Consider the following 21,152-nt stretch of genomic DNA (forward strand, 5'->3'; position numbering starts at 1 on the left):
GTAGCGGGATCCGGGAACCAAGTCCGGGACAACGGATGGGGATCAGTAGCCGGCATAGTCGCTGAACCGGGTTACGGCAGGGTCGAACTTCATCGTCACCTTGCCGGTCGCGCCGTGACGCTGCTTGGCGATGATCAGTTCGGCAAGGCCGAAGACGCGCTCCATGTCGCTCGCCCATTGCGCGTGATCCTCGAAGATCTTTGCCGCGTCGCCCTCGGTCGGCCGCTTGGGCTCCTTGGCGGCGACGTAATAATCCTCGCGGAACACGAACCAGACCATGTCGGCGTCCTGCTCGATCGAGCCGGATTCGCGAAGGTCGGACAGCTGCGGGCGCTTGTCCTCGCGCTGCTCCACCGCGCGGCTGAGCTGCGAGAGCGCGAGCACGGGAACGTGGAGATCCTTCGCCAGCGTCTTCAGACCACGGCTGATTTCGGAGATTTCCTGCACGCGATTGCCGTCGCTGGACTTGCCGCTGCCGGACAGAAGCTGAAGGTAGTCGACAATGACGAGACCAATTTCGTTATTATGGCGCCGCTGGAGGCGGCGAACGCGGGTGTGAAGCGCGCTGATCGAGAGGCCGCCGGTATCGTCGATGAACAGTGGCAGGTTCTCGAGGTCGGCCGCCGCAGCGGCCAGCTGGTGAAACTCGGCCCGGCTGATGTCACCGCGGCGCAGCTTTTCGGAGGTGATCCGCGATTGCTCCGCCAGGATACGCGTCGCCAGCTGATCGGCGGACATTTCGAGGCTGAAGAAGGCAACCTTGGCGCCGATCGATTCGCTCGGCGCGATGCCGGCCTTCATGTCCATCATCCAGCGCTGCGCCGCGTTGAAGGCGATGTTGGTGGCGAGCGAGGTCTTGCCCATGCCGGGACGGCCAGCGAGGATCATCAAGTCCGACCGGTGCATGCCGCCGATGCGCGCGTTGACCGTGTCGAAGCCGGTGGTGATGCCGGAGACCTTGCCGCCAGAGTTGAGCGCCGTTTCCGCCATCTTCAGCGCGACCTTGGTGGCCTGCGCGAAGCTCTTGATGGCATTTTCGGTCGTGCCGTCGGCGGCGACCTTGAACAGTTCCTCCTCGGCGAGTTCGATCTGGGCGCGCGGGTTCACTTCCTCCGAGGTGTCCATCGCGCGCTCGACCAAAGTACGCCCGACCGTCACCAGCGAGCGGAGCATGGCGAGATCGTAGATCTGCTGCGCGAACTGGCGCGCGCCGATGAGGCCCGCGCCCGAGCCCGTGAGCTGCGCCAGATAGGCCGGGCCGCCAAGCTCCCGCATCCCCTCGTCCGCCTCGAACATCGGACGCAGCGTGACCGGGGTGGCCAGCATGTCGTTCGTACGCAGCGTCTTGATCGCAGCAAAGATGCGGCCGTGCACCGGTTCATAGAAGTGCGCCGGGTCGAGCCGGTCGACGATATCGTCGGCAAGCCGGTTGTCGATCATCATCGCGCCGAGCAACGCGGCTTCCGCCTCGACGTTGCGGGGCAGCTGAACGGGTTCGGCCGGAGCCGGTTGCGGGAATGCCAGAGTCGCCATGATTGATCTGCTTGTATCGCCGCCGAGCCGAAACGGGAACCGGCGGGGCTGTGGATTACCAGAATTGTCGGCGGCGCCTTTGGCCTCTATCGCGGCTTAATGCCCGATCCGCGGATCATCGACATCGAACTGGACGAGCGCACGATCCTGTGGCGCTCGGCCGATATCGAGCAGGAACGTCGGATTGCGATCTTCGATCTGATCGAAGGCAATCATTTCGCACCGCAGAAGCAGCATGCCGACGGCTATGCGGGGCCATACCGGCTCGCCCTTTCTGTCGAGGAGGGCCGTTTAATCCTGCAGATCAAGCGGGAGGACGGGTCGCACCTGGAAGCGCACATCCTGGGCATGGGCAGGTTCCGCCGTCCGATCCGGGATTATTTCGCCATTTGCGACAGCTATTATCAAGCGATCCGCCAGGCAACGCCGCAACAGATCGAAACGGTCGACATGGCGCGGCGCGGCATCCATAATGAGGGTGCCGAGCTGCTGATGGAACGGCTCAAGGGCAAGATCGAGCTGGATTTCGATACCGCACGGCGGCTCTTCACGCTGATCTGCGTCCTTCACATCAAGGGTTGAACTTACGTGTTTCGGGTGAGGCGATTCCTCCTGATCTTTGCCATGCTTGCTGTTCTGGGAGCATTCGGTTGGCGCGAAGCCGTTCGCTGGCGCCCAGCGAGCGAGAAGTTCGCCGTCCAAGGTGTCGACGTGAGCGAGACCAATGGCGCCGTCGAATGGAAGGTCGTGGCCGGCGGCGGGGCGGACTTTGCTTATGCCGTCGCCACGTACGGTGGGCGGCGCCGTGATTCACGGTTCGAGGAGAACTGGCAGAACATGGCAGGTGCCGGGCTGCGCCGTGGCGCCGTCCACGTATGGTCGCTGTGCGAGCCCGGTATCGATCAGGCGAATGCGTTCAACACAATGGTGCCGCGCGATGATGATGCGCTGCCGGCCGCGATCGATTTCGACTTTGCCGAGGATTGCACTGCCCGTCCCGAGCGGCAGGCGCTGATCGAGGACGTGCGGCGTGCCGCGGACCTGATCGAGGCCCATACCGGAAAGCCAGTGCTGCTGCGCGTGTCGCGACAGTTCGAGAAGGAATATGAACTTGCCGGCGCGCTGCCCCGTCCGATCTGGGCAATGGGCAATTTCTTCATGCCTGATTATGCCGCCCGACCGTGGCGCATGTGGCGGGCGAGCGACATCCGCCGGATCGACGGCATCATGGGCCCGGTGAACTGGAACGTAGCAGCATCATGAACGACGAAGCGACTCACCTGATCGCGCTGGCCCGATCGGCGGCGACCAACGCCCATGCCCCTTACTCCGGATTTGGGGTGGGAGCAGCCGTGCTGCTATCGGACGGCTCCATCGTGAACGGCGCCAATTTCGAAAATGCAAGCTATGGCTTGTCGCTGTGCGCCGAAACGGTGGCACTGGCCACAGCCAACGCGCAGGGGCGGCTTGCCCAGGTGGTGGCGATCGGCGTCGTCGGCGGCATGATCCGCGACGGTGCGATCGTCGGCGAGGAAGTGGTACGGCCCTGCGGTCGATGCCGCCAAGTGATCAACGAGGCGGCGCAGATTGGCGGCCGAGATATTCGGGTCCACTGCGCCGGCGCCGAGGGCGACGCGGTGAACAGCTATCTATTGTCGCAGTTGCTGCCGGACGCCTTTGGCCCGGCTGACCTGGGGATCGGCCCTACGAAGGGCTGAGACCCGGCGGGGGTACGAAGAGGCTGACGGCCCCTCCGCACCCCGTATTAACGAAAGATCAGCCGAGCGCGTTTGCGCTGGCGTCGCCGAGGTCGCTGCCTCCATCGACATTGATGATCGCGCCCGTGACGTATTTCGCCTGCGGACTCGACAGCCACAATGCGGCTTCGGCGATGTCGGCCTTGGTGCCATAGTCACGCAGCGCAAGGCGGCTCTTGATCTGCGCTTCTCGCGCCGGGTCGCCGCCCAGGCGCTTCATGCCTTCCGTGTCGCCGATCGGCCCCGGCGAGATGCCGTTGACCCGGATCCCCGCGGGACCCCACTCAAGCGCCAGGCACTTGGTGACCATGTTGACCCCAGCCTTTGCCGCGCAAGCGTGGATCTGGAAGGCCGAGGGGTGCACAGCCTGGCCAGCCGTGATCGCGATCAGCGACGCGCCCGGCTTCGTCAGGTGATCGTAGCTGGCGCGGAAGACGTTGAACGTGCCCAGCAGGTCGATGTCCACCACGGTCTTGAATGCATTTGCCGACAGCTTCACGGCCGGCGCCAGGAAATTGCCAGCGGCGCCTGATACCAGAACGTCGACGGAGCCAAACCTGCCGGTTGCTTGGGCGTAGGCGGCCTCCAGCCCTTCATAGTCGCGCACGTCGCACGAGATGCCGAGCGCCTCCGCACCTGTCTCGCGAATGCCGGCAGCAGCGGCCTCGATCTTTTCTGCGCTCCGGCTGAGCACCGTCACCTTGGCGCCAGCGCGGGCAAAGCCGTGCGCAATCTCCAGATTGATGCCGCTCGATGCGCCTGCGACGAATACATGCTTACCTGCGAAGTCTCCGCTCATGCCTCTCCCTTTCTCACCATAACTATAGTTACGGACTTGGATGACGCGATCTGGCGATCAAGGCAAGAGGCGGCCTTGTCGCGAGGCGAGCCGGCGTCTAGCGGTCCTCCCCGGGAGCGGGAGCGCACATGCAATCTTTCATGCCGGCAGGCCTGTCATGGGATGATGTCGACGCCTTGGCCGCGCAAGTGGTCGCGGTGGGCGAGCGCGCTGGCCTGCCGTTCGTGGCCGCGCAAAGCGACCTGGGCGATGCGGCACCCATGGCCGACCGGAACGGCCAAGCCTATGCCGAGCGCATGCCGTGGCTGGCTTCCGCCTCTTGTTATTGGCGCAACCGCAGTCTGGCACTGCGATCTACCTTCCTCCACGCTGCGCGGATCTTTGCCGAGCCGATCTGGTATGCCGACGGGCGTCTCGGTTCATGGCGTGATACCAGCGCACTGGACGGGATAGATTGCTCTCACGTCTGGCAAGAGTTCGGGTTCACCGGGGCGATCATCGCGCCTGTTCACCTGGCGGGCGGCCAAGTGGGTACGGTGTTGTGGGTGGCCGCCGAGCCCATCGACATCGCCGATAGCTTCACGCGCCACGCGGAATCGATGTTCGCCCTCGCCTATCGATTTCTCGCGGCCCACACCGAATTGACGACGCGACGCGCCCGCAAGCCGCCGGGGCAGCTTTCCGCACGCGAAGCACAATGCGTGCGCTGGGCCGCAGCCGGTAAAACCAATGCGGAGATCGGCACGATCCTGTCGCTGTCCGTCTCCACCGTGCGCTTTCACCTGCGCAATGCCGCCGAAAAGCTGGGGGCGACCACGCGGGCGCGGATGATCCAGATCGCGACCGGCCACGGCTTTCTCGGGCCGCACGCCTGAACGGTGGGCTGATTCCGCCTGGATCCTGAAACCTGACAAGAGCGTCAGGTGCGCCGGCCAGCGCCGCGGCGCACGGTGGCGTGCATGGAGAGCCTGAACAGCGCAGAAGCGCGCACCTTTCGTGAGGAGGTGCGCCAGTTTCTATCCGAAAAGCTGACGCCGGAGCTGCGCCGCGGTGCACGGCGGGGAACCAGCGTTTTCCTGCACCCAGACATCGCCGACGCGTGGCAGCGCATTCTTCACCAGCAAGGCTGGGCGGCGCCCGACTGGCCAGTCGAATATGGCGGCACCGGCTGGAACGAAATCCAGCGCTACATCTGGGCAGAAGAATATGCTCGCGCGCATGCGCCGGGCCTATCCCCGATGGGCCTGAAGATGGTGGCGCCCGTGATCATGCATTATGGATCGCCCGAGCAGAAGGCAACGCTGCTGCCACGCATCCTGTCCGGCGAGGATCGTTGGTGCCAGGGGTATTCGGAGCCGGGCTCGGGATCGGACCTCGCCTCGCTGAAGCTGCGTGCGGTGCGCGATGGCGATGATTATGTGCTGAATGGCTCCAAAATCTGGACCACGCACGCGCATTTCGCAAACCGCATGTTCTGCCTGGTTCGCACCAGCACCGAAGGCCGGCCGCAGACGGGCATCACCTTCCTGCTGCTCGAAATGAAGACGCCCGGCATCACCGTGTCGCCGATCCACACTCTCGCTGGAGAACATGAATTCAACCAAGTGTTCTTCGATGATGTGCGGGTGCCGGTCAGCGGCCGGCTAGGCGAGGAGAATGATGGCTGGACCGTCGCCAAGCACCTCCTCACCTTTGAGCGTTCCGGGCGATATGCGCCCGGGCTCGCCGCATTTCTCGACATGGTGCGCGAGGCGGCGCAGGCAACAGGCTGGCTGGAGCATGAGGGCAATCGCGAGCGGCTTGCCCGGGAAGCAATAGCGGTGGACGCGCTTCGCGCCATCGAACTCGCCGGCCTGGAAGGCGGCGGCCCGAGTGATGCGGTGCGCCCGTCGATGCTCAAGGTACTGGGCACGGAAACGTCGCAGCGCATCGACTTGCTCGCACTGGAAATTGCAGCAGGGTGGGAGGGCCCCATCGAGGACGCACCCGACGCGATTGCCATCGCCATGCCCAAATATCTGAACAACCGCGCGGCCAGCATCTATGCCGGATCGAACGAGATCCAGCGCGACCTGATCGCCCGCGTCGCGGTGGATCAGGCAGCTTAGCATCCTCGCCGCGCCCTTGATCAGCCGCACCGTTTCTGCCCCGATTGCCTGGCCCGGCAATCGGGCATAGGGCTTGCGTCAGTGGTTGATCGGCAGAGGTCGAAGTGCGGCTTCTCCAATGGCGTCAAGGATCGGACGATGAGGCATCACCTGCGAATCGCGGCGCTGATGCTGGGAACGGCGGTGGCGCCGGTTCCGGCGCAGGCGCAGACGGTGCAGGATCTCCAGCGGCAAATCGACGACCTGAAGGCGCAATTGCAGGAGCTGATTGAGCTTCAGAAAGCGAAGATCGGCAGCGCGCCCTCGCCGGAGGCGAATGCATCATCATCGCAGCCGGCCAGTGCGGCGGCGGTGGGCGTCCGTTCGTCGCAACCCCCGGCTGTCGCAAGCGCACCGCCCCCGGTTATGGGCACCGCTGAGCGGGCGCCTACCGCCCTGCAAACCGCAGAGGGGACGGCCGAAGCGCCGGTTTCGACGGCGACACCAAGCGTCCTGGCGGATGCCGGCACCGCAGAGAAGCGGCCATGGTACAAGCGGATCAGCCTGCGCGGTTACACGCAGGTGCGGCTGAACGAAATCATTTCTGGCGATGCAAGCGCCCCTGCCGGCCGATCACGCCTGCGCACGCCCGGTGACAGCGGAATCACCGATCAGGGCAACTTCACCTTCCGACGCATACGGCTCGTATTCTCCGGCGACATCTCGGACGAAGTGTCCTTCTACTTTCAGCCGGATTTCGCCAATGCGATCAGCAATCAGTCAAACGATGAGCGTCGGGAAGGCTTCGCGCAGCTCCGGGATGCCTATGTGGACTGGTTTCCCAACGGCGACCGTCGTTTCCGCCTTCGCGTTGGGCAGTCGAAGGTACCGTTCGGTTGGGAGAACCTGCAATCGTCTTCTAATCGTCTGACGCTCGACCGGTCCGACGGCATCAACAGCGCGATACCATCGGAGCGCGACTTGGGCGTCGTCGGCTTCTTCACACCACCCTCCGTCCAGCAGACCTGGGATCGATTGGCGCACGACGGGCAGAAGTTGTTCGGCAACTATGGCGCTTTTGGAGTTGGCTTCTTCAACGGCCAGGGCGTCAATCGAACGGAACGGAACAATGGTCTGATGACCGTGGCGATGGCGACCTGGCCCTTCGAGCTGGACAGCCTGGGCCCCGCCTTCCACGGGCAGGTGCTGGAACTGGGTGGTGCGGTGATGCGGAACCGCGTGCGGCCGGAGGTGCGGACCGGAGGCGTCAGCGCGAAGGATTTTCAGGACGATCGGGTTGGCTTTCACGCCATCCTCTATCCCCAGCCGTTCGGATTGCAGGCCGAATGGAATTGGGGCCGTGGGCCTGAGTTCGACCCTCTGAGTGGCACGATCGTCACGCGTGACCTGAACGGTGGCTATATACAAGGCATGGCGCGAGTTCGGCAAAGTCCGCTGGGCCCGTTCATGCCCTATTTACGGTGGCAGCGTTACCGAGGCGGGTGGAAGGCCATCACGAATGCGCCGCGGTTGGAAACAAACGAACTGGAACTCGGGATCGAATTTCAGCCGATCGAGCCACTCGAAGTCACGATCGCCTACGCTGACATGACGCGGCGCGAGCCTGACGAACGGCGCCTCGGGCGTGCCGAAGGGCAGCTAATCCGCACTCAATTGCAGTGGAATTACTGATTTAACCGACCGGAGAGGCGCTCCCTCACCCCCGCGACAACCTTTAGACTCATGAGCCAGCCGGTGAGCCGCCTGCGGAGAGGCTGATCCGCGGCCCGCCTTTACGTCTTTCGCGGAGCAGCTTGCTTGCCCCTCGCCTTTTCCAGAGGTGCCAGCGGGTTAGAGCAAGGCGCCGCTGGCCGGCATGTTGTTCGCGCTTCGGCCGCTTCTCGCCGTCTGCCTGCTGTATCGAGGTATGCTACCGATCCACGGCAGAACGAGGCTGCCGGCAAGCCGCCGGCAGGTCCCTGCTCCTTCGCTATGCTGCGTAGCGACGCAGATGGGCGCGGGCTGTGCCATCGCCCTGCGCGAGTGTCCGCGCGCGACGAAAATAGCCGCCCAGCCGCAATTCCGCGGTCAGGCCCATGGCGCCGTGGATCTGCACCGCGCCCTCGCCCACCAGCCGCGCTGCGTCATCACAGACGACACGTGCTGCGGATACGGCGCGGGCCCGTACATCGTCCTCACCATCAAAGGCGGTGATCGCGAGGGCAGTTATCGCGTCCGCCTGCTCAAGGATCATCGCCATGTCGGCCATGCGGTGTCGCAATGCCTGGAAGGAACCAATGGCCACCCCGAACTGCTTGCGCTCCTTGGAAAACAGCGCAGCATCACGCAACATCGCGCGCCCGAGGCCAACGATCTCCGCACAATGCAGCACCGTCAGCGCGTCTTCCGCCCAGCGACGGTTGCTGTCTGCGCCCGCCATTACGAGCACCGCTTCCCGCGTATCCGCGCGTGGGCCGTCCTCCCCCCTCGCACCGAGCCGCGTCGCCACCCAATGTTCCGCCCAGGGCAGCACCACGTTCGCCCGGCCAAGCGCCGCCGCGACTACCGCGGCGTCACGCAAGTCGGTGCCGAGTCCGTCTTCCTCAGCCGGCATCCCCAGCGCGCCCAGTCCTGTCGCCACCACCGCTGCGTCCCAATCAGCGACCCCGCCCGCCAGAGACGCATCCAGCGTCTCGGCCAGCATCCGCTGTTCGTCGGTTCGTGCGAAAGCCGTCAATTCACTCTCCGTTCGTGTCCTGCCCAGAAAGGCTCGCGCAGGGTCCGCCGCAAAATCTTGCCCGATGGGTTGCGGGGAAGCGCTTCGATGAACTCCACGCTCTTCGGGCATTTGAAGCCGGCAATCCGCTCCCGCGCGTAAGAGATAATCATCGCTTCATCGCAAGGCGTGTCCGGCTTCAGCACCACTATGGCTTTCACCGCCTCACCCCACTTCGGATCAGGAACGCCAATGACGGCGACATCAGCCACGGCGGGATGGCCATAGATCGCGCTTTCCACCTCCGCCGGATAGACGTTCTCGGCGCCAGTGATGATCATGTCCTTGATGCGATCCTGGATGTAGAGATACCCCTCCTCGTCCAGGATGCCCGCGTCGCCGGTGCGCAACCAACCGTCGCCGATGAGCGCCTTGGAGGTCTCCTCCGGCTTGTTCCAATAACCGCCTGTGTTGTTGGGGCTGCGGATCGCGACCTCGCCAATCTCGCCCGGCGGCAGTTCGTTGCCATCCTCGTCAATGATCTTCAGTTCGACGCCGGGCAACGCCTTGCCGGCGGCCGTCATCTTGTGCTCGCGCCCGGGGAGATGATCCTCGGGCGGCAGCGCCACGATCGATCCCCATGTTTCGGTCATGCCATAAACCTGCACGAACCCGCAGCCGATGCGTTCGACCGCCTGCTGAAGCAGCGGTAGCGGGATTGGGCTGGCGCCGTAGGACAAGGTTTCGATGGAGGAGAAGTCGGCTGTTGCTGCCTTTGGATGCTGAAGCATCAGGCCAATCGCAGCCGGCACCAGGAACAGGCGACGCACGCGATGGGCAGCGATTGCGCCCATGACGTCGCCAGCGTCATATTCGGCATGGATGATCAGTTCCTGACCACTGTTCACCGCACCAAGCGCCACACCGACGCCGCCGATATGACCGTAGGGCATCGCGATAATCGTGGTGTCGCCAGGATCTGCGAGCAACCAGTCGATCTTCGCCTCGAGTTGGTTCTTGCGTTGGCGAATGCCGTTTGCATGGCTGAGCATGACGCCCTTCGGCGCGCCCGTGGTACCGGAGGTGTAAAGCTGGAGGACGATATCCTCCTCCGCGACCGAAACAGGTGGCGGCGCGTCGCTCTGCATATCGCGCCAGCGTGCGAAACCCTCATCCATGACAACGACCTGCTCGGCAGCGAACTGGCGCTGGAAAGCCGGCTCGACGAACAGAACGGCGGCGCCAGAATCGTTGAGGATCCCGTCCACCTCCGCCGGCGCGAGCCGCCAGATCACCGGCACCAGCACCATTCCCGCCCGGGCGGTGCCGAGCGCCAGTTCCACCGCCCAGTCGCTGTTCTTGCCGAGATATGCGACCCGATCGCCCTTCTTCAGGCCCATGGCGAGGAGGCCATTGGCGATCTGAGTGACGTGTCGGTCAAACGTTGCATAATCGGTAACCCGATCCTCGAAACGAAGGGCGACCTGATGCGGCCTTTCCGCCGCGTGCCGGGCCAGCGCTTCGCCAAAGGTCGTCGGCAAGTCAGTCATGCTGATTTCCGCTCCTTTTCGCCGTCAGAACCGGAATGTCGCAGTGGCGCCATAAGTGCGCACCTGGCCCGGGAAACGAACCACAATGTTGGCATTGCTGGCTACAGCATTCCAATAATATTCGTCGAACAGGTTGCGTGCCCAGACGTTCAACGCCCAGCTCTCATCGGTCGCCTTAACGCCAAAGCCAGCGTTCACCACCGTATATGCCTTGATGTCGTAAAGCGGGTTGCGTTCGAAGATCGTGGTTTGACGCGACTGCCAGCGCACGTTGGTGTTCGCCGTGAAGCTGAGATCATTGGTCAGCGGCTGATCGAAGAGTGCGGTTCCGGAGAGCGTCCATTCCGGGCTGTAGATGAAGCGTGCGCCGTCGAAATCCTGCGACTGGCCGGCGGCGTTGGTGCCGACATAGCCGTTAATGCGCGTCTTCAGCCAAAGCGCGTTCGCCATCAGCGTCAGGGGACGCGCCGGACGAACGGTGAGTTCACCTTCGACGCCGTAAGCCTCTGACTTCGGGATGTTATCGAGGCGGGCAAGCGCGGTGTAGATCGGATCAGCGAAGTAGGCGCTGATCTGCTTGTCCTTATAGTCGTAATAGAAGCCAGCAAGATTGAGCTGCACCTTGCGATCCAGCAGACCGAGCTTCGCGCCGATTTCATACGCGGTCAGCTGCTCCTGACGGGCCGGCAAGTTCTGACGAGCGTTGCTGGCAGCGTTAATCGGCGACGTGCCCGACTTATAGCCGCGCGATATCGATGCATAGATCAGCGTCGTCGAGTTCGGCGTGATGTCAAGCGAGCCGCGCCATGCGAAATTGTCCTCTTCCAGGCGCGAGTTCACCACACCGAAGCTGTTCGTGGCCGGGTCAAACGTGTTGCACTCATTCAGCCCGATCGGCGCGGCGAGCGGCCCGGTCGGATTGAAGAGACGCTGATAAAGACCGCGGTTGAACAGGTTGATGTTGGTCAGCATGCTGCCGTTGAAATCACGCGAGCAGCCCGTGAACTTCTGCAAGTCCTGCGTATAGCGCGCGCCGAGCGTCAGCTTGATCAGATCGGAGAAGGCGTAGTCGCCGTTGGCGAAGATGCTCCACGTGCGCGTGTCGAACGAGCCCTCGTCGCGATAGGTACGGAATGTCGTTGCGGCATCGGCGAGCGTGTAGCCGAACGTGTTGATCGGGGTATTGATCAGCTGCGACGTGGCGAAACGGATCAGCGCCGAGTTCGCGTTCTCGCCCAGCAGCGTGCGGTTAGTGTCCGCGATCTTGTCCTTGGCATAATAGCCGCCGACCAGCCAGTTGTAGCCCGGCCCGTCACCCTCAACACGCAGTTCCTGACCGAAGCTCTTGATGCGGCCGTCCGCCTCCTGGATCAGGACCTCGTTGGGAATACCGGACCAGTCGAAGGTCGCGTCGCGATCAAACTCATTGTAGCTGGTGAGCGACACAAGCCGGACGTTGTCGGCGACTTCAAGCTGGACCCGGCCTTTAAGGCCGAGGAAGTAGTTGTTCTCAGCCAGCGGATCCTTGAGGCCTGCGCCGCGGCCGATGTCGGACGAACGCCGTGCATAGGGCGCCCAATCCGCCTGACTGCCGCTGGTTGGCCGATTGGCAGCGATATAGGCCGCCGCACCGGGTGCGTTGAAGTTGCTGGCCGCGCCGCCGCCGCCGGGCGTAGTCGCCGGGGTGAAGCCGATCGCCTGACCAGCGACCGTGTCCGACTTGTTGACCCAATAGGTGGCGGACAGATCGATTTCGAATGGCCCCGGCTGAAGCGCCAGCGAGCCGCGGAGGCCGTAGCGCTTCACGCGGCCAAGACGCTCGTTGGGACGGCTGTTGCTCACCTGCCAGCCATCGTTGCTGAGATCCACGCGATAGCCGATGCGGGCCTGAATGCCCTCGGCGATCGGTCCGGTGACATAGCCACCGACATTGAACGTCTCGTAATTGCCGACGTCCACGCTCATCGCGCCCGAGGCGTCCTCGCTCGGTTTACCCGTGACGAAGTTGATGAGGCCGGCGGTGGTGTTGCGGCCGTAAAGCGTGCCCTGCGGCCCCTTCAGCACCTCGACCCGTTCGATATCAATCAGCGGGCCGGTATTCATGATCGGATAAGCGTACGCGACTTCATCGACATAGGTGCCGACGGTCGATTGCGCGGATAGGTTGATCGAGTTGAAGCCAATGCCGCGCAGCGTGTAGGTCGGCACGCCTTGATAGCTTTGCGCAACCGTGAAGCTCGGAACGACGGCGGCAAGATCGCGCACGTTCTGGACCCGCAGCTCCTGCAGCGTTTCGGACTCCAGCGCCTGAACGGAAATGCCGACCCGGTTGATTGATTCCGCGCGGCGCTGTGCGGTGACGACGATCTCGCCGATCCCTACATCATCGCGCGCCGTCTGCTGCGCGGGGGCACCGGCGGTACCTGCAGCCGCGGGCTCCGCGACCGTGTTCGTCTGATCCGCCGCGGCATCCTGCGCGTGTGCGGTCCCGGCCATAACCACGGCAAGCAAGCTGGCGCCGATGTGCAGCCCAGTGCGCGTACGACCCATCTTGGCCATAAATCCCCTCCCAATAGTAGCCCAGCACCCTATTTCGGGCGTCTTGATTGATCTCCTGTAGCAGCGCCGATCAGACGCACTCCCTGACACCTATGTCAGGGTTGCAGCGTGCCCCGGACGCACCGATGCGCGCTCGCCAACCATCTTTCGTTGCTTCGCGGGCGAGAGCCACGAAAACTCCCCGGGCAAGCCCAAGCGTTGCGCCGCCTGCCACGCAGGTGACTGGCGGCTGCGCACCTTGTCCGCCAGCTTTCCGGCGGTTCGCAGCAACAACCTGTCGGTCACAGTCAGGTCAAACTCCGCGCCCAGCTCCAGCCGGTCCCGCACGGCGTCCGGCAATAGCGAAATGGCCGCGCGGGCGAGCGCGCGATGCAGGATCTTTGGCACGGCCGAAGCTGCCTTGCCGGACTGAATGATGGCAAGGAATTCGAGATTGATGGGATGCGCCTCAAACCTTGGCAGCAGCCTGTCGAGCATGGCGAAGAAGTCAGCGTCGCTGGAAAGCGGATTTTCCACCCCGTAGAGCCGGGCGATGGGCTCCCCGTCGCGATAATAGGTGCGCCGATCCTCCTCGCTCAGGGGCGAAACGAAGCGATGGTAAGCTTCCAGAAAGCCGTATGCGGCGGTAGCGCTGACCCAGTCCAGCAGTTCGGGATCGAGGGCGCGATAAGCCTCCCCGTTCGGCGTTTCGCCCACGACCTTGCGGTGCATTCGGTTGACGCCGCCAATGATGCGCCGCGCCGCACTTGCTGGCCCGAAGACGCCTGCCATGGCAGCAATCCCGGTACGCTTTGACCGGCCGATCGGATCGAGCTTGTACGTCGAATGGTCCCAAACACCGGACCGGATCCGCGCGTCAGCGAACTCCAGCAGGACTGCGGCTACACCGCCGATTGCGATGGCGATGGGGTTCTTGAACACCCGCCATTGCGGCGATGTTGGTGCAACCAGGGCCGGCTCCCCCAACGGCCGCCGATAGTCAATCTGGTACCCCTTATATCCCACCGCCATCAGATCCGCCCCTCAAAATCGATCATGCGATAGAAGTTGGCTTATGCCGGCGCAGGCTGTTCCGCAAGCCCGGCATCTTCTATGCGCCGTGCGTGACGGATGGATCGGCTTCTCGGAAAAGCAGCCCTCGCGGGCCGTATCGCAGCAGCGCGGAAACGCGGCAGCGCCTAATCGATGCTGCCCTTGCCCTGTTCGGCAGCAATGGTTTCGAAGCGACAAGCACTCGCGACATCGCAGCGCGGACTGGCGTTGCGCTGCCCGCCATCGCCTATCACTTCGGCGGCAAGGAAGGCCTTTACCGCGCCTGCGCCGAGCACGTCGTCGAACAATATCGCGAGCGGATGCGTGCCGACGCGATCAAGAGCGACCTGACGATGCCCACGACGCCGGCGGCTGCGCGCGGCGCCCTGCGGCGGGTAATGGCGATACTGGCCGCCATGCTGCTCGACACAACGGGGAATGAGGGCTGGCTGACGTTCATGATCCGCGAGATGAACGGAACCGGCCTGGCACATGAGCTACTTTACCGGGACTTGTGGGAGCCCGGGCTTTCTTTGGTCGCCGCGCTGGTCGCGGCGACCCGGGGGCGCGGCGCGGCAGAGGAGCAGGACAAGCTGGAAGCGCTCCTTCTCCTCTCGAGCTTCAGCGCGTTCAGCGCTTCGCGGCGAGTGGCACTCGATTTCGGTGGATGGCCGTCGATCGATGAGCGGCTGGTCACGGCGATGCTGGCCCGGCTGGACGAACGTATAGACGCCCTCTGACTGGCAGGCAGTCGCATCCGCGACGCGCCGGCTCGAGGCCGAGCGCGCCCTCGATACGGACCCTATTCTTCCTTGTCCGCCTTGCCGCTCCCGGGCTCCGCCATTCCGCGGTGTAGCTCCGCTAAGGCGGCCTGCGGCACGACGCCAGATGCCAGCACCTGGAGCTTGTTGGTCAAGCCGGATACGATATGGCCCTTGCCTGCCATCAGCGCGTCCCAGCCATCCTTGGCCACTTTCTCGGGATCAGCTTTCTTGCTCTGTCCAACCGACGTGTCGAGCATGTCGGCACGCGCAAAGAACTCCGTCTCGGTGGCGCCGGGCATAAGCGTCGTCAACGTGACCCCATCGACGTCCTTCAACTCGTTGCGCAGGGCTTCAGTGAAGTTGTCAATGAACGCCTTGGTCGCGTTGTAGATCGCGTTGAAACTGCCGGGAATGTAGCCGACGATCGAACCCGTCACCAGCACCTTGCCGGAGTTTCGGGCCACCATGTCGCGCAGCGCCTTCTGAAGCAGGTAGACGGTACCGGTGACGTTGGTGTCGATAGATCGTCGCCAGTCAACAACGCTCTCGTCCAGGAACGGCCCGCCTTTGCTGATCCCGGCATTGGCGCATACCAGATCGATGCGGCGATCGCCGGCTGCCGCAAGCACCTTATCCACGCCGTCGATCGTGGAGAGGTCCGCCTCAACCGCCTCGATCTGTGTACCGAATTGTTCGAAGTCACGGGCGGCAGCTTCGATCAGCGGCTCGTCCGCAACGACGATAAGGTCGTATCCCTCCCGCGCAGCAATTGTCGCTAATTCAAAGCCGATGCCGGTGGAGGCACCAGTCACGATGCCGAGCTTTCCAGCCATTTCGTCTCTCCTCAAATATCGAGTTCGACGCGCTCGAGGCCGGGTTTCAGCACGACCTTGGTCACTTCGTTCTGCTTGTCATGGAAAATGCGATAGCCGTCCGGGGCGTTTTCCAGCGGCAGTGTGTGGCTGATCAGGAAAGTGGTATCGATCTTCTCTTCCATGATCGCGTTCAGCAGTCCGGGCAGATAATGCTGCACATGGGTCTGTCCGGTTTTGAGCGTGAGGCCCTTCTGCATGAATGCGCCGAGCGGAAACTTGTCCACGAAGCCACCATAAACGGCCGGCATCGACACGCGCCCGCCCTTCCGACAGGCAAGGATCGCCTGACGAATGGAGTGGGGCCTGTCAGTTCCGAGGAAGGTAGAGGCCTTGATCTGATCGATGACGTTGTCGACGAAGAAGCCGTGTGCCTCGAGGCCGACCGCATCGATGCAGGCATCCGGCCCGATGCCGCCTGTCATCTCCATCAACGCCTCGTAAGTCGCGCTCTCCTCGAAGTTTATGGTCTCCGCCCCGAACTTGCGGGCGAGCTCCAGACGACGCGGAAAGTGATCGATCGCAATTACGCGCTCGGCACCCATCAGGAACGCGGATTGAACCGCGAACAGGCCAACTGGCCCGCAGCCCCAGACGGCCACGGTATCACCAGGTTCGATCTCAGCGTTTTCGGCTGCCATCCAGCCCGTGGGCAGGATGTCCGAGAGGAACAGGACCTTTTCGTCTTCAACTCCATCGGGAACGACGATGGGCCCGACATCGCTGAACGGGACGCGGACATATTCCGCCTGCCCGCCCGAATAGCCGCCGGTCATGTGGCTATACCCGAACAGACCAGCCATTGGATGGCCATATAAGGTCTGCGCGATATCCTGGTTCTCCGCCGGCAGACCATTCTCACAGGCGGAATATTGGTGCTTCCCGCAATGATAGCAGCCACCGCATGAAATGGTGAAGGGAACAACAACGCGCTGCCCCTTCTTCAGCGTTGATTTGGCGCCGACCTCCACCACTTCACCCATGAATTCGTGGCCGAGGATGTCGCCGGACTGCATGGTTGGGATGTAGCCGTCGTAGAGGTGAAGATCCGATCCACAGATGGCGGTCGACGTAATCTTGATGATGGCGTCGCGCGGGTTGAGGATCTCAGGGTCATCCACCGTATCGACGCGCACGTCGTGCTTGCCATGCCAGGTAAGCGCTCGCATCAGTTCTTCCCCTCTTCCAGAAGGCGGCGATTGCGCGCGCCGGTGGCCACTTCGCCGGTTTCCATGAGCTGCTTGAAGCGTCGCAGGTCACGTCGCGCCTGGATTGCGGGCTCCCGCTGGAACATCTTGGCGATGACCTTGCCGATGATCCCCGCCGGCGGATCGTAAAGGATCGTCGCGGTAACGATTGTCCCCCGTCCCGCCTGTGCGTCACGAAATTCGATGCGGCCACTGTTAGGGACGTCCGCGCCTTCTTCCGATGCCCAGGCGATATACTCGCCGTCGCTCTCCTCCGTGATCGCCGCGATCCACTCCACGTGCGATCCTCCCGGACCTTTTACGGTCCAATGTGATCGGCGGTCGTCGAGCAATTCGATACGCTCGACATTGTCCATGAAGCTGGGCAGATTGGTGAAGTCGCGCCAAAAGGCGAATAAGTCGGCCCGAGGACGATTGATGGTGACCGTGCGCCCAATCAATTGATCTGGATCACCAGTGTCCGGCGAACCGACGTTGCGAGTAGCGGCGTCAATTGCCGCACTGTGATGTTTCGAAGTGGAGAGCGGCGCATCATCTGCGCGCGCCGGGTCGATCGTCTCGGCCATCTCATCCTCCTGGTGAATGGCCTGTCAACGATGCGCGGCGCCTGCGCGTTCCGACCTTTGGTGCGCAAGCTGCGTTATTGCCGAGATATTCTGATGCTGCTGCCGTGTGGGCGATCGCGAATCTCAGCAGCACTGCCGACGTCGGCTCGACCTTGCGACAAGCCGAAGCGCTGAACGATCACGATGCGCGATCTGCGTTTTAGCGCTCACGGGCTACTTTTTGGCGAGTAATCAGCGAACACCCGAGTTCGCCCGAGCGGCGTTGAGCCTAACACCAGGGGAATGGAACAACGCTCGTGAACGGTCGAGGCGATCAACGGCCGCGGCGACCGCCACGATCGCGCGTCAGCGACGCCGATATGCTCGCCATCATGGTTTCGTAATGGCCAACCGTGAAGCCGGCTTCGAAGAAGGCGCGCAACTCACTGGCCGGCACCTGAAAGCTGTGGTGCCACGCGAGCACTGCCATTCGGCGAAGCGCTTCGAGCTTGGGGTCTGCGAGCCGCGGATTGCTCTGGCGGAAGATCGTGGCCATCGCCATCGACAGTCTGCCGGGCTGTCGCAGTGACGACAGGCTATCATTGCGGGCAAGCGCCACTACCGACCATTCAAGCGCACTCAGCGGCGAAGTGCCAGCGTTGGCCTGATCAGCTGCGGTTGTAATTGGCTCCACACGCAGACAGGCAGCGCCGCTTGGCGGAAGGCTCGCGGCCAGCGTGTCAAAAGCCATGTAAGCCATGCTGCTTCCCCTTCTGTTGTTCGCACCGGATGACCAAGGCGGGAGCAGAGAGGCTCGCCTATGCGCTGTTCATTGGTTGACTGACGTCAGGCTAGATGTCGCTTTGCGTCACCGCCTTGTGTACCAACCGGTATATTGAACAGCCGAAGCGGCGTCAACAGCTTTCCGTACCAATTGGTACGCAAAGTCGCAGATCGAAAATGGGAGCGTGCCACCAGAGAACACTGCCCTCACTGCAGCCAAGTAGGAGCGCCCCGACGGTTGCAGACGCCCGCCCACCAGCCTGCCATTGCATGCTTCCACTGCCGCATCGCCCCGCGCCGAGCAAAGCGCGCGCAAGCCAAGATGAAGGCCATTGGTGCGGCTACAAGGAGGCGGAACTGCGTCGTGTCCCTGATGACGTGGAGCTTGTTACGCTCGTCTAGGTAGATCGGCAGGGGCGGCCGCGCTCGAAGGCTCGCGGCTGACCCGGTAGTGCCCCCCTGCCCATGGCAGACACGCGCGCCGGGGGCAAAGCCAAGTCGCAAACCCTTAGCCTGAGCTCGAAGACACCATTCAATCTCCTCCGCATAGAGGAAGTAATCATCCCGCATCAGGCCGGCCGTGGCCACGAAGGAACGCCCAATCAACATGCACGCACCGAGCAGGTAGTTCATGCGGCTTTCGACAAAGCGCGGATCCACGGGCGCGGTCACAGGAGCGCCGAAGCCGATGGACTCTGCGCGCGCGCACCAGGTGTTCCAGCGCCCGCCATAGGCCTGCACTCGGCCGTTTGGGTGGTAGAGCACTCCGCCCGCTGCTTCACAGTCGCCGCGCTGAAGTCGCTCAACCAGCGCCTCCAGCGCCTCTGGATCAGCTCGGGTATCGGGGTTTAGAACCCACCAGAAATCAGCATCCGGGCGCGCGGCCAGGCACGCATTCACGCCACCGGCATAGCCGAGGTTTGCGGCCTGTTCGAGCAACGCAATCGGCTGGCCGGCGGGCAGCCGGGTCGGCAGCGTTGCGGCAAGCCGTTGTCGCGCGTCATCTCCGCCATTCTCGCAAATGACCACCTCGAAATCGGTGAACGTCGATTGTGCGAGGGCGGCGAGACAATGCGCAATTAGCGGCGGATCGCGAAAGGAGACGATACAGACGACAACTTGAGTCAAGCGCGCGCTCCCACCAACCGCAACATTCCATCGGCGAACCGCCACAATCGCAAGCGCGCCAAGGTCGCGGCACCGCGCCGCCGCTCAACGGTGCCGGCAAGTGCAGGGCTCGTCAGTACCCGCGGAAGGTGGGCGAGGATCGAGAGCGGCATCGCTGCGGTCGATGCAAGCCAGCGGAGCCGGCCGCGTGGCGTCATCAGCGTGTTGGCATAAAGCTCCGCGTTGAGGCGGTGCCATTTTGCATGCAGTGCGCGCCAGTCACTCCGCGCCGGGTGCGCGACCCGTGCAGCCGGCGCATAGCCGAGCCGAAAACCAAGCGCACGAGCTCGCAGGCACCAATCCCGGTCCTCGGACATGCCGACATGGAATGGCCCTGTCGCGGAATAGACGTCGCGCCGGCAGAACAGGTTTGCCGTAACGGAAAAGCCCTCGCGCTCCACATAGCGGCGGTTATTGAATGCAAAGACTGCCTCATAGGCTTCGGCGCCCGATTTCTCGCGGCCGCTGAACAACAATGACATCGCCCCTCCGACGATGTCGTAAGCTTCCAAGGCGGCCACTCCGGCAGCGAGCCATCCAGAATCAGGCACACAATCGGAGTCCGTGAAAGCGAACAATCGGCCCTGCGCCACCGCAGTGGCGGCGTTGCGCGCTGGCCCTGCGCCCTTTTCACGCGCCAACACCAGCTGCGCGCGCTGTCCGATCACTTCGCGCACCGCGGCTTCACCCCGGAGACTCATGTTGTCTGCCACGACAATCTCGTAACGATCGCGGGGCAACGATTGTGCGGTTAGAGCCGCGAGACAACGATCTAGGCCCTGTAGATCATTGTAGTGCGGCACGATGACGCTGACCTCGACCATAAGCGTTACGCGGCCGCAGCGAGGCCAGTCCATGCACGCAGCATTCCACTGGTGGGATGGAAGATCAGCGCGGGATTGTCCTGCACCAAGGCACGCAGGTCGGTAAGGTCGAGTTCCCACCAGCGGCTTTGCTCAAGTGCCGCCTGCACGTCGCGCGGGAAGCGCTCCCGCACAACCCGCGCCGGGTTGCCGACGACCACAGCGTAGCGAGGAACATCACGGGTGACGATTGCGCCCGCCCCGATGACGCTTCCGCGGCCGATCCGTCGGCAGCCGGGTAGGATGATCGCGTGGTGCCCGATCCACACATCGTCCTCGATCACCTGCGGATCATCATAGTGGATGTCGGCATCCACCACGCCGAACTTGCGCTCATACAAAGCAGGATGGGTGGTGATCGCCTCCAGAGGGTGGTTGATCGGCGCGGAACGGACCGTCTTGGCGATGGAACAGTAACGGCCGACGATCAGCGGGCCCGGCATCCGCCACTGATCGAAGCAGCCGTAGCTGTACAGGCCAACGTCGATCCGGTGTCGTTCGCAGAACCAACGCCGCAGCGCCATGCTGCGGAACGGGTCGCGTTGCCATCGCCAGATCCTCGCCCGCTCGATGGCGCGTGATGCCATGCTCAACATTGTCGCCCCCGCCTGCGTTCCTTGACGCCTTGGATAGCGGAAGCCGCAGGAATGAAGTCGCTAGAGCATTCAAAACGGATGCAATTTCAGGCGCGGATCGCGAGTGCCCCGAGCACGAGCGCTGCCGCGATCGCGATCAACTGCAAGGTCCGCCAATCGACCAGGCCGACCGCATCCGGATCGTGCCGGCGCGTCGGTCGGCTGTCCCCCCATGCCGCCCCTGCTGCTGCGACTGCGCAGGATGCCGCCGCCCCGAGCAGCACCGCTTGCGTTGCCATTCTTCTGCCTCCAAACCGACGCCAATGAACTTGCCCCAGGGAG

At 63.3% G+C, this 21,152-nt stretch carries 21 protein-coding genes; 7 read left to right on the plus strand and 14 right to left on the minus strand.

What is annotated here, in order from left to right; translation table 11 throughout:
- Positions 1-42 precede the first annotated feature (42 nt).
- Positions 43-1,533: a replicative DNA helicase gene (locus LK535_RS03610; protein ID WP_227770506.1), complete on the minus strand. Its 1,491-nt coding sequence runs from the start codon at positions 1,531-1,533 to the stop codon at positions 43-45.
- Between the two features lie 99 nt (positions 1,534-1,632).
- Here LK535_RS03610 and LK535_RS03615 point away from each other — a divergent pair, with 99 nt between their 5' ends.
- From LK535_RS03615 to LK535_RS03625, 3 genes are read left to right on the plus strand one after another with little or no spacing between them, the layout of a single operon-like run.
- A complete protein-coding gene (locus LK535_RS03615; RefSeq protein WP_227770507.1) occupies positions 1,633-2,115 on the plus strand; it encodes a UPF0262 family protein in 483 nt (160 codons plus the stop codon).
- Between the two features lie 15 nt (positions 2,116-2,130).
- The gene (locus tag LK535_RS03620; protein WP_227770508.1) at positions 2,131-2,796 is read left to right on the plus strand and encodes a GH25 family lysozyme; all 666 of its coding nucleotides are present in this window, start codon (positions 2,131-2,133) and stop codon (positions 2,794-2,796) included.
- On the plus strand, positions 2,793-3,251 hold the full coding sequence (locus LK535_RS03625; RefSeq protein ID WP_227770509.1) for a cytidine deaminase: 459 nt from the start codon (positions 2,793-2,795) through the stop codon (positions 3,249-3,251). Before LK535_RS03620 ends, LK535_RS03625 begins: the two co-directional genes overlap by 4 nt.
- 58 nt (positions 3,252-3,309) lie before the next feature.
- Here the strand turns inward: LK535_RS03625 and LK535_RS03630 are convergent, their stop codons facing one another.
- Positions 3,310-4,089: an SDR family oxidoreductase gene (locus tag LK535_RS03630; protein WP_227770510.1), complete on the minus strand. Its 780-nt coding sequence runs from the start codon at positions 4,087-4,089 to the stop codon at positions 3,310-3,312.
- A 128-nt stretch (positions 4,090-4,217) separates the two neighbouring features.
- On the opposite strand from LK535_RS03630, the gene LK535_RS03635 reads away from it, so the two are divergent.
- The 3 genes from LK535_RS03635 (at position 4,218) to LK535_RS03645 (ending at position 7,868) form a co-directional block, all read left to right on the plus strand.
- On the plus strand, positions 4,218-4,964 hold the full coding sequence (locus tag LK535_RS03635) for a helix-turn-helix transcriptional regulator (protein WP_227770511.1): 747 nt from the start codon (positions 4,218-4,220) through the stop codon (positions 4,962-4,964).
- Between the two features lie 84 nt (positions 4,965-5,048).
- Entirely contained in the window at positions 5,049-6,197 is a 1,149-nt protein-coding gene (locus LK535_RS03640) for an acyl-CoA dehydrogenase family protein (RefSeq protein ID WP_227770512.1), read from the plus strand.
- 138 nt (positions 6,198-6,335) lie between these two features.
- Positions 6,336-7,868, plus strand: coding sequence for a porin (locus tag LK535_RS03645; protein ID WP_227770513.1), 1,533 nt, complete (start codon positions 6,336-6,338; stop codon positions 7,866-7,868).
- Positions 7,869-8,166: 298 nt separating this feature from the next.
- On the opposite strand, the gene LK535_RS03650 is transcribed toward LK535_RS03645, so the two are convergent.
- The 4 genes from LK535_RS03650 to LK535_RS03665 form a co-directional block, all read right to left on the minus strand.
- Complete coding sequence (locus LK535_RS03650; RefSeq protein ID WP_227770514.1) at positions 8,167-8,913, minus strand: acyl-CoA dehydrogenase family protein; 747 nt, start codon at positions 8,911-8,913, stop codon at positions 8,167-8,169.
- On the minus strand, positions 8,910-10,442 hold the full coding sequence (locus LK535_RS03655) for a fatty acid--CoA ligase (protein ID WP_227770515.1): 1,533 nt from the start codon (positions 10,440-10,442) through the stop codon (positions 8,910-8,912). The genes LK535_RS03650 and LK535_RS03655 overlap by 4 nt, the downstream gene beginning before the upstream one ends.
- Before the next feature lie 24 nt (positions 10,443-10,466).
- Positions 10,467-13,001, minus strand: coding sequence for a TonB-dependent receptor (locus tag LK535_RS03660; protein WP_227770516.1), 2,535 nt, complete (start codon positions 12,999-13,001; stop codon positions 10,467-10,469).
- A 90-nt stretch (positions 13,002-13,091) separates the two neighbouring features.
- Complete coding sequence (locus LK535_RS03665; RefSeq protein WP_227770517.1) at positions 13,092-14,012, minus strand: oxygenase MpaB family protein; 921 nt, start codon at positions 14,010-14,012, stop codon at positions 13,092-13,094.
- 92 nt (positions 14,013-14,104) lie between these two features.
- On the opposite strand from LK535_RS03665, the gene LK535_RS03670 reads away from it, so the two are divergent.
- On the plus strand, positions 14,105-14,773 hold the full coding sequence (locus LK535_RS03670) for a CerR family C-terminal domain-containing protein (protein WP_227770518.1): 669 nt from the start codon (positions 14,105-14,107) through the stop codon (positions 14,771-14,773).
- A 62-nt stretch (positions 14,774-14,835) separates the two neighbouring features.
- Here LK535_RS03670 and LK535_RS03675 read toward each other — a convergent pair whose 3' ends face one another.
- The 8 genes from LK535_RS03675 to LK535_RS03710 form a co-directional block, all read right to left on the minus strand.
- Positions 14,836-15,630 (minus strand): SDR family NAD(P)-dependent oxidoreductase, encoded by a 795-nt coding sequence (locus LK535_RS03675; RefSeq protein WP_227770519.1) that lies wholly within the window; start codon positions 15,628-15,630, stop codon positions 14,836-14,838.
- Positions 15,631-15,641: 11 nt separating this feature from the next.
- Entirely contained in the window at positions 15,642-16,838 is a 1,197-nt protein-coding gene (locus LK535_RS03680; RefSeq protein WP_227770520.1) for a zinc-dependent alcohol dehydrogenase, read from the minus strand.
- Complete coding sequence (locus tag LK535_RS03685) at positions 16,838-17,443, minus strand: SRPBCC family protein (protein ID WP_227770521.1); 606 nt, start codon at positions 17,441-17,443, stop codon at positions 16,838-16,840. The genes LK535_RS03680 and LK535_RS03685 overlap by 1 nt, the downstream gene beginning before the upstream one ends.
- Positions 17,444-17,756: 313 nt before the next feature.
- Complete coding sequence (locus LK535_RS03690) at positions 17,757-18,182, minus strand: hypothetical protein (RefSeq protein WP_227770522.1); 426 nt, start codon at positions 18,180-18,182, stop codon at positions 17,757-17,759.
- Between the two features lie 230 nt (positions 18,183-18,412).
- Positions 18,413-19,333, minus strand: a complete 921-nt coding sequence (locus LK535_RS03695; RefSeq protein ID WP_265333971.1) for a glycosyltransferase family 2 protein — start codon at positions 19,331-19,333, stop codon at positions 18,413-18,415.
- Positions 19,330-20,229 (minus strand): glycosyltransferase family 2 protein, encoded by a 900-nt coding sequence (locus tag LK535_RS03700; RefSeq protein WP_321576529.1) that lies wholly within the window; start codon positions 20,227-20,229, stop codon positions 19,330-19,332. The genes LK535_RS03695 and LK535_RS03700 overlap by 4 nt, the downstream gene beginning before the upstream one ends.
- Entirely contained in the window at positions 20,202-20,822 is a 621-nt protein-coding gene (locus LK535_RS16875) for a CatB-related O-acetyltransferase (protein ID WP_321576530.1), read from the minus strand. The genes LK535_RS03700 and LK535_RS16875 overlap by 28 nt, the downstream gene beginning before the upstream one ends.
- A gap of 95 nt (positions 20,823-20,917) precedes the next feature.
- Positions 20,918-21,109, minus strand: coding sequence for a hypothetical protein (locus LK535_RS03710; protein ID WP_227770524.1), 192 nt, complete (start codon positions 21,107-21,109; stop codon positions 20,918-20,920).
- Positions 21,110-21,152 lie beyond the last annotated feature (43 nt).

It is taken from the genome of Sphingomonas sp. IC4-52 (assembly GCF_020707225.1).
Classification (GTDB): Bacteria; Pseudomonadota; Alphaproteobacteria; order Sphingomonadales; family Sphingomonadaceae; genus Sphingomonas.

Coding starts and splice junctions, on each gene's coding strand:
- LK535_RS03700 (WP_321576529.1), bottom strand. CDS start 20,229: ATGGACTGGCCTCGCTGCGGCCGCGTAACGCTTATGGTCGAGGTCAGC.
- LK535_RS03680 (WP_227770520.1), bottom strand. CDS start 16,838: ATGCGAGCGCTTACCTGGCATGGCAAGCACGACGTGCGCGTCGATACG.
- LK535_RS03645 (WP_227770513.1), top strand. CDS start 6,336: ATGAGGCATCACCTGCGAATCGCGGCGCTGATGCTGGGAACGGCGGTG.
- LK535_RS03635 (WP_227770511.1), top strand. CDS start 4,218: ATGCAATCTTTCATGCCGGCAGGCCTGTCATGGGATGATGTCGACGCC.
- LK535_RS03615 (WP_227770507.1), top strand. CDS start 1,633: ATGCCCGATCCGCGGATCATCGACATCGAACTGGACGAGCGCACGATC.
- LK535_RS03665 (WP_227770517.1), bottom strand. CDS start 14,012: ATGGCGGTGGGATATAAGGGGTACCAGATTGACTATCGGCGGCCGTTG.
- LK535_RS03660 (WP_227770516.1), bottom strand. CDS start 13,001: ATGGCCAAGATGGGTCGTACGCGCACTGGGCTGCACATCGGCGCCAGC.
- LK535_RS16875 (WP_321576530.1), bottom strand. CDS start 20,822: ATGGCATCACGCGCCATCGAGCGGGCGAGGATCTGGCGATGGCAACGC.
- LK535_RS03675 (WP_227770519.1), bottom strand. CDS start 15,630: ATGGCTGGAAAGCTCGGCATCGTGACTGGTGCCTCCACCGGCATCGGC.
- LK535_RS03610 (WP_227770506.1), bottom strand. CDS start 1,533: ATGGCGACTCTGGCATTCCCGCAACCGGCTCCGGCCGAACCCGTTCAG.
- LK535_RS03640 (WP_227770512.1), top strand. CDS start 5,049: ATGGAGAGCCTGAACAGCGCAGAAGCGCGCACCTTTCGTGAGGAGGTG.
- LK535_RS03690 (WP_227770522.1), bottom strand. CDS start 18,182: ATGGCTTACATGGCTTTTGACACGCTGGCCGCGAGCCTTCCGCCAAGC.
- LK535_RS03630 (WP_227770510.1), bottom strand. CDS start 4,089: ATGAGCGGAGACTTCGCAGGTAAGCATGTATTCGTCGCAGGCGCATCG.
- LK535_RS03710 (WP_227770524.1), bottom strand. CDS start 21,109: ATGGCAACGCAAGCGGTGCTGCTCGGGGCGGCGGCATCCTGCGCAGTC.
- LK535_RS03685 (WP_227770521.1), bottom strand. CDS start 17,443: ATGGCCGAGACGATCGACCCGGCGCGCGCAGATGATGCGCCGCTCTCC.
- LK535_RS03625 (WP_227770509.1), top strand. CDS start 2,793: ATGAACGACGAAGCGACTCACCTGATCGCGCTGGCCCGATCGGCGGCG.
- LK535_RS03655 (WP_227770515.1), bottom strand. CDS start 10,442: ATGACTGACTTGCCGACGACCTTTGGCGAAGCGCTGGCCCGGCACGCG.